12 protein-coding genes and 2 riboswitches are annotated in these 12,621 nt (G+C 38.2%); of the genes, 7 read left to right on the top strand and 5 right to left on the bottom strand.

The annotated features are described in order from the left end of the window. Positions 1-18: 18 nt before the first annotated feature. Complete coding sequence (locus tag ACQKIM_RS03640; RefSeq protein WP_427539386.1) at positions 19-630, top strand: helix-turn-helix domain-containing protein; 612 nt, start codon at positions 19-21, stop codon at positions 628-630. A 55-nt stretch (positions 631-685) separates the two neighbouring features. Here ACQKIM_RS03640 and ACQKIM_RS03635 read toward each other — a convergent pair whose 3' ends face one another. Further along, positions 686-1,849, bottom strand: a complete 1,164-nt coding sequence (locus ACQKIM_RS03635) for a PLP-dependent aminotransferase family protein (RefSeq protein WP_427539192.1) — start codon at positions 1,847-1,849, stop codon at positions 686-688. A gap of 129 nt (positions 1,850-1,978) precedes the next feature. On the opposite strand from ACQKIM_RS03635, the gene ACQKIM_RS03630 reads away from it, so the two are divergent. From ACQKIM_RS03630 to ACQKIM_RS03615, 4 genes are all read left to right on the top strand, one after another. Continuing rightward, entirely contained in the window at positions 1,979-3,376 is a 1,398-nt protein-coding gene (locus tag ACQKIM_RS03630; RefSeq protein WP_427539189.1) for a PLP-dependent aminotransferase family protein, read from the top strand. 48 nt (positions 3,377-3,424) lie between these two features. Then, a complete protein-coding gene (locus ACQKIM_RS03625; RefSeq protein WP_427539186.1) occupies positions 3,425-4,663 on the top strand; it encodes a DNA polymerase IV in 1,239 nt (412 codons plus the stop codon). 24 nt (positions 4,664-4,687) lie between these two features. Continuing rightward, positions 4,688-5,443, top strand: a complete 756-nt coding sequence (locus ACQKIM_RS03620; protein ID WP_427539183.1) for an alpha/beta fold hydrolase — start codon at positions 4,688-4,690, stop codon at positions 5,441-5,443. A 721-nt stretch (positions 5,444-6,164) separates the two neighbouring features. Further along, entirely contained in the window at positions 6,165-6,605 is a 441-nt protein-coding gene (locus ACQKIM_RS03615) for an N-acetyltransferase family protein (protein ID WP_427539180.1), read from the top strand. 430 nt (positions 6,606-7,035) lie between these two features. On the opposite strand, the gene ACQKIM_RS03610 is transcribed toward ACQKIM_RS03615, so the two are convergent. Genes ACQKIM_RS03610 through ACQKIM_RS03595 form a run of 4 tightly spaced genes read right to left on the bottom strand, consistent with a single transcriptional unit; the run spans position 7,036 to position 9,668 of the window. Next, positions 7,036-7,875 carry an energy-coupling factor ABC transporter ATP-binding protein gene (locus ACQKIM_RS03610; protein ID WP_427539177.1) on the bottom strand — a complete coding sequence of 280 codons (840 nt, stop codon included), beginning with the start codon at positions 7,873-7,875 and terminating at the stop codon, positions 7,036-7,038. Continuing rightward, positions 7,875-8,645, bottom strand: a complete 771-nt coding sequence (gene cbiQ, locus ACQKIM_RS03605; RefSeq protein ID WP_427539174.1) for a cobalt ECF transporter T component CbiQ — start codon at positions 8,643-8,645, stop codon at positions 7,875-7,877. The genes ACQKIM_RS03610 and cbiQ overlap by 1 nt, the downstream gene beginning before the upstream one ends. A gap of 2 nt (positions 8,646-8,647) precedes the next feature. Beyond that, complete coding sequence (locus ACQKIM_RS03600) at positions 8,648-8,920, bottom strand: energy-coupling factor ABC transporter substrate-binding protein (protein ID WP_427539171.1); 273 nt, start codon at positions 8,918-8,920, stop codon at positions 8,648-8,650. A 1-nt stretch (position 8,921) separates the two neighbouring features. After that, positions 8,922-9,668, bottom strand: a complete 747-nt coding sequence (locus ACQKIM_RS03595; protein ID WP_427539168.1) for an energy-coupling factor ABC transporter permease — start codon at positions 9,666-9,668, stop codon at positions 8,922-8,924. Between the two features lie 138 nt (positions 9,669-9,806). Beyond that, a riboswitch (cobalamin riboswitch) is annotated at positions 9,807-9,991 on the bottom strand. Between the two features lie 245 nt (positions 9,992-10,236). Continuing rightward, a riboswitch (cobalamin riboswitch) is annotated at positions 10,237-10,420 on the top strand. A 141-nt stretch (positions 10,421-10,561) separates the two neighbouring features. Between ACQKIM_RS03595 and ACQKIM_RS03590 the strand changes: the two genes are divergently transcribed. Next, positions 10,562-10,933, top strand: a complete 372-nt coding sequence (locus tag ACQKIM_RS03590) for a (2Fe-2S) ferredoxin domain-containing protein (RefSeq protein ID WP_313373222.1) — start codon at positions 10,562-10,564, stop codon at positions 10,931-10,933. A gap of 4 nt (positions 10,934-10,937) precedes the next feature. Next, positions 10,938-12,608, top strand: coding sequence for a precorrin-3B C(17)-methyltransferase (gene cobJ, locus ACQKIM_RS03585; RefSeq protein WP_427539165.1), 1,671 nt, complete (start codon positions 10,938-10,940; stop codon positions 12,606-12,608). The last annotated feature ends 13 nt before the right edge of the window (positions 12,609-12,621 follow it).

Here is a 12,621-nt window from a genome sequence, read left to right as displayed (position 1 = left end):
ATAAACAATATAACGTATGTGCTTTTTATTATACAAAATGTACGTTATATTGTACATAACGTTGAGGTGATTAGAATGGAAGAAATTCATCTTGTGTTTGCAAAAAATTTAAAAGCTATTCGAGAGAAGGAAAAACTAAGCTTAGAGAAAGTTTCACAGCTTTGTGGAGTGAGTAAAACAATGATAGGGCAAATTGAACGAGGGGAATCTAGTCCAACGCTTACAACCATTTGGAAGATTGCAAATGGTCTAAAGGTTTCATTTACTATGCTTATTAATCAACCTCAATCTGAGACGGAAGTAATTTTACAAGAGGATGTTCAAGTTTTAACGGAGGATAACGGACGATATAGGGTATATCCTTATTTTCCTTTTCAAGAGGATAGCCGCTTTGAGATTTATACTGTGGAGATTGACCAGGAAGGAAAGTTAAGTGCAGAGGCACATAGAGATGGGACGGAAGAAATTATCACTGTTTTTGATGGTGAACTAGCGTTGACTATCAATGACAAGCTATACACCTTAAAAGCTGGTGACTCTATTCGATTTAAAGCAGATCGGCCGCACACCTATTACAATGCAGGTCAGTCTTTAACACGGTTAAGTATGACAATCTATTATCCTGAATAAACAAAACCTTATGAGCGAAACTAAATAGCTCATAAGGTTTTGCTTTGTCTGTGGATTATAAAATGCTACCTAATCGTTTAATACCTTCACGAATAATTTCAGGGGTTGCATTTGTATAATTAAGACGCATTGTACTTACTCCCGTTTTTGCTGTATAGAATGGGTCGCCAGGGACGAATGCTACTTTTTGTTCCATTGCTTTATGGAAGACATCTATAGCTGATGCACCATTGTTCATCGTAGCCCAAATAAACATACCACCCTCAGGTCTGGTATACTCCACATGTGCTGGGAAGAACTCCTGCATCGCATCAAGCATTGCTTCAGCTTGATTTTTATATAATGTTATAATTTTCTGAACATGCTCAGTATAATCATTGTTTGCTAGATAGTCATAAATTACATATTGAGCAAAAATATTTGTGTGTAGATCAGTCGCTTGCTTTGCTGTTTCAATGTGCTGCATTAGTTCTTTATTCTTCGTAATAATGAAGCCTAGACGCATTCCTGGCGTAATCGTTTTAGAGAAAGAACCAAGTAAAATGCTGTTCTCTAATTTGCCAGCACCGATGTATGGAAGTGGCTCGCCTTGGAAGCGTAATTCTCCATATGGATCATCCTCAATTAATGCCACATCATATTTTGCAATGATGTCACAAATCTGCTGACGCTTTTCTTTAGAATACGTTAGCCCTGTTGGATTTTGGAAATTTGGAACTGTATAAATAAATTTTACATTTGGCTGTTGCAGAGCTTTCTCTAACTCTTCTAAATTCAAACCATCATTTTCAAGTGTTACACCGTGGAATGTTGGCTCACTTAATGTAAAGGCTTGAATGGCACCTAAGTAACCAGGCTCTTCAATAACGATGCCGTCTCCTTTGTTAATCAGTACTTTTCCAATTAATTCTAGAGCTTGCTGTGAACCTGTTGTAATAAAGACATCATCAGCGTGAACGTCTAATCCATGTAAACGTTGGTATTTCGCAGCAATGTACTCACGTAATGGTGCATATCCCTGCGTAGAAGAATATTGGAATAGTCGGCTACCATTTTCTGTAATGGCATGATCGACAGATGCTCTTAACGCATCAATTGGGAAAGAGATTGGGTTAGGTAGCCCCCCTGCAAAGGAAATAACGTCCTCTGCGTCTGTTACTTTCAAGATATTTCGGATGAATGAAGATGGTGTTTTTAAGATTCTTTCTGAATATTGCATAATTAATCGTTCCTTTTTTCTGATTTTTTAAAAATTATAGCATTGAAATCATATGCATACAATATTATCATTGTATGCAAGACAATTAAAATATTGTATGCAAAAGTGACGAGAAAAGGAGCATAGAGAATGCCAGTAAATTCATTTGAAGAGTATCCAATGAGCTGGAGACCAAATATCAGCAATATTTCGGCTCCATTATATATAGCCATAGCTGAACAGCTTGAACAAGATATAAAGGATGGGAAGCTCTTACCAGGGACAAAGCTGCCCCCACAACGGGAATTAGCTGACTTTTTAGATGTTAATTTAAGTACAATCACAAGAGCGTTTAAACTTTGTGGTCAAAAGGGGCTCATCTATGCTTCGATTGGAAGCGGAACATTTGTGTCATCCGATGCTGCAACCAATAAAATTTTATTGCCCACTAGTCATTCCCCTCATATGATCGAAATGGGCTCTGTTCTGCCAGATAACTATGTAAATGAAGACATTACTCGTTATATGAAAAAGATGATGAGTGATTCTAATTTTAATAAATTATTTCAATACGGACGACCTGAAGGAAATGCCTGGCAAAATGAGGCAGCATTGAAGCTTTTAGAAAAAGTCAATTTTCAAACGGATCAGCCAATTTTGCTTGGGGCAGGAGGACAAAATGCGATTGTTGGAACATTAGCTGCATTGTTCCAAGCAGGAGATAGAATTGGCACAGATCCTATCACATATGCTGGAATAAAAACAGCCGCCAATATGTTAGGTATTCAATTAGTAGCAATTCAGCAAAGGAACGGAGAAATGACAAACGAGGGGCTATTATATGCCTGTAAAAATGAGCATATTAAAGGTCTCTATGTGATTCCTGATTTTCACAATCCTACTACCCATACGATGTCTTTAGTAACAAGAAAAATGATTGCCGAAGTGGCGAGGGACAGAAATTTAGTTATTATTGAGGATGCCATCTATAGCTTTTTGAAGGAGCAGCCTCTTGCACCAATAGCTTCCTATGCACCAGAAAAGGTTATTTATATTGCCAGCTTGTCTAAAACCATTTCACCTGGATTACGATTATCTTATATTGTTACACCTCCAGCACTGCGAAAAAGAATAATGGAGACGCTTTATAATATTAATATTTCAATATCGCCAATGATGCTAGAGCTTGCCACAAGATTGATTCATGATGGAGTAGCAGAAACGATATTAGAAAAACACAAACTGTATGCAAAGCAACAAAATGCATTGGTTAATCAATACTTAGGTGATTACAATATTTTAGGTGATGAAGCATGTATTTTCAGATGGCTTATACTTCCTGATCAATTTACAGGTGTACAGTTTGAATTGCTTGCAGCAAAGGCTGGTGTTCAGGTGTATGCTGCGGAGCGTTTTGCAGTGGGCAATGCAAAGCCAGTTAATGCAGTTCGATTAGCCATTACTGCACCAGAGAATCAACTTGAACAGGCACTACTTATTTTGAAGGATTTACTTGAAAGCAATGGAGATTATACATTTGTTGATTAAAGGAAAGAAGACTTATAATAAGGCTATGTAAGGAAAAGTGGTGATAGGATGACGCATAAAGGGCGTATTATTTTTCATGTAGATATGAATAGTTTTTATGCTTCAGTGGAGCAGGCACATGATCCAAGCTTGAAGGGCAAGCCAATAGCGATTGCTGGAAACCCAAAAGAACGTCGTGGCATTTTAGTAACCTGTTCGTATGAGGCAAGGGCTCTGGGGATTTACACAACAATGACTGTTCATGAGGCAATGCGAAAATGTCCTGAATTATTGTTATTACCACCAGATTTTCAAAAGTATCGTGAAGCATCCAAGCAGATGTTTACCATACTACGTAGTTATACTGATTTAGTGGAACCCGTTTCCATTGATGAAGGGTATATGGATGTAACTGAATTAAGTAAAGAGCAACATGCCCTTAATATTGCCCAGGAAATACAAGAGAGAATACAGGCAGAGCTTGATTTACCTTGCTCTATTGGTATTGCGCCAAATAAATTTTTGGCGAAAACAGCCTCTGATATGAAAAAACCAATGGGCATTACCGTTTTACGAATTCGTGATATTGAGCAAATTCTTTGGTCTCGTGAGGTTGTTACTATGCATGGCATTGGTGCTAGTACAGCCAAAAAATTAAATGCACATAGTATTTTTACAATTGGTGATTTGGCTAAAGTTGAAGAATATGCAATAAAGCAGATTTTAGGAAAGAATGGTGTACGTCTCCGAGTGAGAGCAAATGGGGAGGATTCAAGAATGGTAGATCCAGATGCTATTTTTGATACAAAAAGTGTTGGCAACTCCACAACCTTACCAGAGGATGTAGTAGACATTCGAATTCTTCATAAAACAATTGATGGACTTTGTCAAAAGGTTGCAGAACGATTAGAAGCCAAACGTCTGGCAGGTTCAACAGTAAGCATACAAATTCGTAATGCAGATTGGCATAATCATACACGCTCAAAAACGGTATCCAATGCTATTTATCGTTTTGAAGAAATTTACCAAGTTGCCTGTGAACTTTTTGATAAGCATTGGGATGAGACTCCTGTTAGATTATTAGGAGTGACAGTGTCAAATGTTGTGGATCGTAAAGATTTTTCGCAGCAGCTTTCTATTTTTAATTATGAAGAGCATGTCAAGGATGAGCCTGTTATTAAAGTTGTTGACGAAATTGAAGCACGCTTTGGGAAAGGCATTATAAAGCGAGGGGTTGATATGGGCAAGCGCTCCACCTATCAATCACAAACGAGCTTTAGTAAAGATTTTTTAGATGATCATGAATAGTACTTATAATGGGGTGATTGGGTCATGGATTATCAAGAATATGGTAGTGAACATAATACTTTTATGATGTTTATTCATGGTGGTGGCGTTGGAGGATGGATGTGGGATAAACAAGTCCGACATTTTTCTAACTTTCACTGTATTGTGCCAGAATTAATAGATGATGATATTGATTTTTCAATTGAAGAGTGTGCAAGGAAGCTCCTAAAAATAATAGAAGAAAAAGCACAAGGTAAACATGTCACAGTAATCGGTTTTTCTTTAGGTGCTCAAATTATCGTAAAAATGCTAAGCTTAAATGCTCAATTGATAGATAATGCAATTGTTAATAGTGCTTTAGTAATACCTTCTCTAATTACAAAAAAGCTGATGGGACCATTCATTACATTATCTTTTCCTCTAATAAAAAATAAATCGTTCGCAAAACTTCAAGCTAAGGCATTGTATATAGATCAAGAATATTTTCACCAATATTATCAAGAGAGTTTAAAAATGAAAGTAGAAACACTTACGAATATTCTGCAAGAAAATATGTCCTTTGCAATCCCTGAAAACTTTTCTCAAGCTAGCTGCAAGATTTTGGTAACAGTTGGTGAAAAGGAAAAGGGGATCATGAAAAAATCTGCTAGACTGCTAGTTAATCGTAATCCCAATTGTAAAGGTGTGGTGCTATCTAATATGGGGCATGGAGTATCTTTGGCAAATCCTGCGTTCTTTAATCATTTTGTTGAGAATTGGATGAAGGATGAGCGATTACCGCAAGGAAAAATTATTCATTAGCCTCTACAAAAAGAATCTACATAACTGTTAAAGCTAGTAGATTTAGCAAAGTTTTTCTTTATTTAAAATAGTGAGGGTGTAAATCTTTATGAACTATTACCCAATGCTTCATTTCAATGATCATCTCCCTATAGTCGGGGACAACAAATGAAAAATCGTTTCCAGTATTGATAAGCGTTTTATCGACGTTTGGAAGTTGACAAGGATGGATGGTTACTTGATTGTCCTTAAAGTGTTTATTGAATAGCTGCAAAAGATCGTTCTTTGAATTACTCTGATTGTTAACAAGGTGATATAGGCCTGTAATACCTTCAAATGTGGCACGCTCTTTCGCCTTTGCTAGTGTGAGAGTAGTAACTCCCGTCCAGAAATATTTAGTTTAACCTTCCTGGTGGAGTGCTATGTACATGTATCATCAATGATTCGGCACGATTCACCTAACGCATGATTGGGAAAGCGTAGCGCAAACATTACAGCAAGTAACAAAGCAGGAGCAATTATTAGCAGATACATGTGAGCAGCTCCAAGCATTTGCAAGAACAGAATTAAATTGGAAGCATATATTGAAAAAAGTTGCTTAATATTTACAGGAAAAGCCACTCTAATGTGATACTTGCTCGAATTTGTGGGGAATTCTTTTCTTTATCCGATTATTTCCTTTATAATGAGAGCTAGATTCATATTTTTTGACAATCATGGGTAGACATAAGGGGAGAGCAGCATGAACATATTTCAAGCAACAATGAATGAATTAGAAGAGGTAGCAGTGCTTTTTGATGAATACCGCCAATTCTATGGGATTGAATCAGATCGAAGCAGTGCAAAGGCATTTTTACAATTACGAATGGCTTTGAAGGAATCTATTATTTTTATAGCTGTAGAAAATGACAAGCCAGTGGGATTTACACAATTATATCCTACCTTTTCTTCCATTGCTTTACAGCGTGCATATATTTTAAATGATATATATGTGAATGAAGATGCGAGGGGCTTAGGGGTAGGCACGGCATTAATGCAAAAGGTATTTCAATATTGTGAGCAGCAGTCTGCTCGTTATGTCACACTTCAAACTGCCACCGATAATATTAATGCGCGGAAGCTATACGAAAATCTTCATATGAAACAAGATCAATATTGTAATTACGTAAAGTATTTTGATTAAGAAAAAAGCATCTCGTCGATAGGGGCGAAGATGCTTTTCTTGTTAAATTGGTCATTTCCTATATGGTGCAAGAAAAAACACTCAGGTACGAAAGCAAAAAGCTCGGGTCCCCTCAAGAAACGCTCGGTTTCCCCCAAGAAACGCTCAGGTCAGAAAACAAAAAGCTCGGGTATGAAAGCAAAGAGCTCGGGTCTCCTCAAGAAACGCTCAGGTATGAAAGCAAAGAGCTCGGGTCTCCTCAAGAAACGCTCGGGTATGAAAGCAAAAAGCTCGGTTTCCCCAAGAAACGCTCGGGTATGAAAGCAAAGAGCTCGGGTCTCCTCAAGAAACGCTCGGGTTCAAAAACAAAAAGCTCGGTACCCTTCAAGAAACGCTCAGGTGCGAAAGTAAAAAGCTCCGATTCTCTCAAAAACAGCTCAGATACAAATACTCAAATCTGCTCAATCAGTTTCTGTAAATCATCTTTTGAACGAGGCAGCTTAATGTTTTCATTCAATAATTTTTTTCGCTGTAAAGCAAGCGCCATTTCAAAGACCCAGGGACGTTCCAGATGGGCTCGTTGAAGTAACTCCTCTTGATAAAACATCTCAACAGGGTCCCCGTTATAGATGATTTTTCCACCCTCCATAACAATTATTTGATCTGCCCATTCATAGGCCAATGGGATGTCATGGGTCGCCATTAAAATGGTACGATTCCCATTTTCTAATTTAGCTAAATACTGTAAAACTTGTGCAGCATAATAATTATCGAGTCCTGCGGTAGGCTCGTCTAATAATAAAACAGTTGGCTCCATCGCTAGTACGCCTGCCATAGCTACCCGCTTTTTTTGACCTACACTTAAAAAATGTATTGGTTTATCGAGTAGTGCTTCCACCTCAGTTTGTGCTACTGCCCAAGCAATTTTCTCTTCAATTTTTTCAGTGGTCCAGCCGAGGTTCAAAGGTCCAAATGCAATATCCTGCTTCACTGTACCAGAAAACAACTGATTGTCTGCATCCTGAAAAACTATGCCAACCTGTTGACGTAATTCTTTTAATGCTTTTCTACTATAATTAAGAGCCTTGCCACAAAAGGCTATATTTCCAGAAGTTGGCTTGAGAATGCCATTGAGATGCTGAAATAAAGTCGATTTTCCTGCTCCGTTATGACCTAGTAGGGCGATTTTTTTGCCCTTCGGAATTTGGAGGCTAATATTTGTTAGGGCGTGCGTTCCATCTGCATAGGCGTAAGAAAGCTGATTTAGTTCAAAGTATAAGTCTGTTGTCATTAGAAAAAACCTCCATACACGATGAGGAATAGTAAGATAGCGGCAATACCCAGCCAGTTTTTCATGCTATAGGTTGCATTCTCCTGCCAATAGACCGCTTCGCCACCACGTGCTTGCATGGCATTATTAAGCTCACGGCTTCGTTGGAACATTTCAGCAAATAAAGCGGCGATAAGCATAGATACAGAGCGTAGCCACTGGGCAGGTGAGTGATAACCAAGTCGAGCCTGCTGAGCAAGGTGAATTTTTTGCATACTGTCTAAAAAAATAAAAATAAATCGATATGTTAATTCTACCAGCTCAACAAACAAAGCAGGAATTCTACATTGTCTCAACACATGACAAATAGACTGTACAGATGTTGTTAGGATTAAAAAATATAAACAACTGACACTTCCAAGAACGATGAAAAAAAGTTGCTGTGCTGTCACTATGCTTGCGTTGCCTACAAAAATTGTCCAATTATTAATAGAAAATGACCAGATATGTTCAGGTAGCATGCTTGTCGCCGGGGCTATAGATATTAAAATAGATAATAAGCTAGATAGTAAAAAAAATCCAGGTAACAATAATAGTTTAAAATAATATTTAACAGGAATTTTTGCGCTTATAATGATAAAAGCACTCATTACAATAAATGTAATGAGTGAAATTCGTTCATCTCTCATGATAAGCGACAATAATAATAGTCCAAAAGAAAACATCATTTTTTCTAGCGGATGAACAGACGCTAGCTTATTCATATATGCATACTTATCAATGAGCAACATACTTAACCTTCTTTATGTTTGCCGCGCATTAAGCCGATAAAGTATCCGATAAATCCAGCACCTATAGCAGCTTGTAGTGCGAATAATAAGCTTTCAATTTCTCCACTTGGTGGTTCCCATAAGCTTTCAAACCATGGTTCGTATTCAGCATTTATTTCACCAATTGCCGCCTCCGCCTCACCATCTGCTCCTTCGAATTCAGCACCTTTTTGTATGAATAATGGGACAATGGCTAATAATACAACAATTGCAAGCAGTAATAAGTTTTTTTTCATTCTAATGTGCCTCCTTTGTTGAGAAAACACGTAAAGCTTTTAATTCGCTTACATTGTATTTTTTCAAGAAATTCATCACGACTACTGTTAAAATTCCTTCACTAACAGCTAGAGGGATTTGTGTTAATGCAAAAATACCCGCGAATTTTGAGAATGATGCCATAAAGCCACCAACCTCAGAAGGGAAAGCAAGAGCTAGTTGTACTGAAGTGACAATATATGTACCTAAGTCACCAAGCATAGCAGCTAAGAACACAGCTAAAGAAAATGATAGACCCATTTTTTGCGAGCCTTTAAATACATAATAAGCAATAATTGGACCAACAACTGCCATGGAAAAAGCGTTTGCTCCTAAAGTTGTAAGTCCTCCATGTGCTAAAAGTAAAGCTTGGAATAGTAATACAATTGTTCCAATTACGCTCATTGCTAATGGTCCAAACAGAACTGTACCAAGCCCAACACCTGTTGGATGCGAGCAGCTTCCTGTTACAGACGGTATCTTTAATGCTGATAGCACAAAAGCAAAAGCGCCTGATAGCCCTAATATCATTTTTGTTTCAGGGTTTGCATCAATGGTTTTGCGAATTGAACGTAATCCTAAAATAATAAATGGAATGGATACAACCCACCAAAAAATGGCCCATTCAATTGGCAAAAAGCCCTCCATTATATGCATGGCAAATGCACGATTTGGCACAAATAAAAATGCCAATAAGAAATAACTAAGTTTCCAGCCTGAGAATTTCAAAATTTCTCCTCCTCACTTATAGTTTTTGAAAAAGCGTGCGAAAATAAAAAAACACTTCTCCATATTGGAAAAGTGCATAGCTAAAAAACAAATAGAATTCGATTCTACTAAGCCGCACACCTATCCTCGTAGGTTGAAACGTTCACATTCTTTTCGGCAGGTCTCCTGGCTTTAGTTCCTCGTTTTATAGGCCTTCCCATCCGTTGGACAGTGGCATTCTCTATAAAACTCCCTAGTACAGTGGCGGGACCGCGCCGGACTTGAACCGGCTTCCCTTTTAAGCAAAATGATAAGCACTTCGCACCGAAAAAAGATGAAGTTGTGAGATTTCACGACAAAGTGTAACATGATTTTCCATCATGAGGCTATCTTTTTTAAGAAAAAAATTTTTTTAATTGAGGTGCAATGTAGAAAATTCTGATAAAATAAAAGAGAATTTTTCTTTATTCTATGAAATTTTTGATGAAATTTTAATAAAATTGTCATGATTTTAGTGAGAAATATTGAAATTTTAAAATTATAAGATATGATAGAGACAGTTTTCAATTCATGTAAAACATACAAATTTGATATATAAACATACATAAGTGCTTGAATATTTTCAAGATAATAGGGAAATTGGTGAAAATCCGATACAGCCCCCGCTACTGTAATAGCTGATGAAATCGCAAATGCCACTAGTGCAAACTTGGGAAGGCGCGAAAGTAAATGGAAGCTTAAGTCAGGAAACCTGCTTATGTAATAATGCATGCAAACTTTTCGGAGGGAGAAGTTGAAGCAAAGGCGAGTACCTGTAATTTATTCGACTTTATTTGGCTTCTACTAAACCTTTACTCTTCGATTAGAGTAAAGGTTTTTCTTTGTTCCTAAAAGTATTGAGGGGGAGAACAACGATGACTACTTGGAATTTAGAAGGGATGCAAACCCATCTTTTTATTTGCAATGGCAGCAGCTGTATGAAAAAAGAAGCGGAGGAAATTACACAAGCAATTCGTGATGAAATACAGTTGCAGGCACTTGATAAAAAAATACATACAACACGGACACGCTGTAACGGCAGATGTAAGGATGCCTGTGTTGTCATTGCTTATCCGCAAGGAAATTGGTACCGTGTGCCAACAACTGAGCATGCGAGGGCACTTGTGCAGGATTTACATCATGAGTCACTGCATCATGAACATGTTTTTACACTTCGGGAGGGTACATTGCAGCGGACAGCACAAACAACAGCCATTAAAGGCATCGAAAAGGTGAAAGAGGGGTAACAAAATGGCGCAAAAAGGGAAGATTTTCGTAGTTGGCTTTGGGCCTGGTGATTTTAATCATATTACGCATCGGGCAGTGGAGGCATTGCAACAGAGTGATATGATCATAGGCTATAAAACATATGTAGAGCTTATTCAAGACTTAGTTAATGCAAAATCCATTGTTAGTACAGGTATGACGGAGGAAGTATCTCGTGCACAGGAAGCGGTACGCCAAGCGGAGGCAGGGAATATCGTATCTGTTATTTCCAGCGGTGATTCTGGTGTTTATGGCATGGCAGGATTAGTGTATGAGGTATTAATCGAGCTTGGTTGGACGGAAGCAACTGGTGTAGAGGTAGAAATTGTTCCAGGTATTTCTGCTATCAATTCATGTGCAAGTTTACTAGGTGCGCCAATTATGCATGACGCTTGTACGATCAGTTTAAGTGATCACCTAACACCTTGGAATTTAATTGCGAAGCGTGTGGAGGCAGCAGCAATGGCGGATTTTGTGATTGCTCTGTATAACCCAAAAAGTGGTCGACGTACAAGACAAATTGTGGAGGCCCAACGCATTTTATTAGAATATCGTTCACCTGATACACCAGTGGGACTTGTCAAAAGCGCTTATCGTGATCGTCAGGAAGTTACAATGACAACTTTAGCAGAAATGCTAGAGCATGATATTGGAATGCTGACAACAGTTATTATCGGAAATTCATCGACGTTTTTCTATGATAATAAAATGATTACACCACGCGGCTATCAGCGCAAATACACACTTGGTGAGGAAAAGCAGCCATTACGTCCACATCAACGTTTAAGGGAAGAAAATGAACCATGGGCAATGAATCAAGAAACTGGAGAGGCACGCAATGACTTTGCAGCAGATCCCAACGCCAATCGTATTGAGCCCAGTTTAGCCATCACACCTAATACTAAGCAAAAAAAAACTTCACTTGAGATGGCGACAGCAGCGTTAGCTATGGTCAAGGGAACAAGTGAGGTAAAGATAACACCAAAGCTTGTGCAACAAAAAATCGAATCTATCTTTGAATTAGCTGTAAGCCCAGGAGTAGCCAATAAATTTTTCACTCCGCAACAGATGATGACGCTAGCAGAGGTTGTTGGAGAGGATGGAACGATGGAATACACACCTGACCATCAAATCCATTTAAAAATCCCAACAACGGACCCAGAAGAAATTACAGCAAAGCTTCGTGAGGTTGGTTTTTTACTGGCGCCGATTGGAGATGTACTATCATTAAAGGCTTGTGACTTCTGTTACGGAGAAAAGGTTGATTCGATTCCATATGCGGAGGAGATTCAGGAGAAGCTTGGTGGAATGTCTTTACCAAAAACCTTGAATATTGGCTTTAATGGCTGCGGTATGGCGTGCTATCGAGCAGTATTTGATGATATTGGTATTGTTTATCGTAAAAGCAAGTTCGATGTTTTTATTGGGGCAAAGCCAGTAGGTCGTACAGCACATGCTGCACAGCCAGTTGTAGAGGGCCTAGAGCCTGAACAACTTATTCCGCTCATTACGGACATCATTGAGGAGTATAAAGCAAATGCCCATCCAAATGAACGTCTGTTTAAGTATTTTAAGCGTGTGAAAAAGATTCTGCACTTCACGTATCAGGATATGTCTTCAAAAATAAAAGTAGAGCCCGCTCCATGCGGTGACTAGTGAGGAGTTATGA

It is taken from the genome of Lysinibacillus sp. NPDC047702, from assembly GCF_050272555.1.
GTDB lineage: Bacteria > Bacillota > Bacilli > Bacillales_A > Planococcaceae > Lysinibacillus.
The sequence above is the reverse complement of the archived record's forward strand: the minus strand, read 5'-3'. Positions and strand labels throughout refer to the sequence as shown.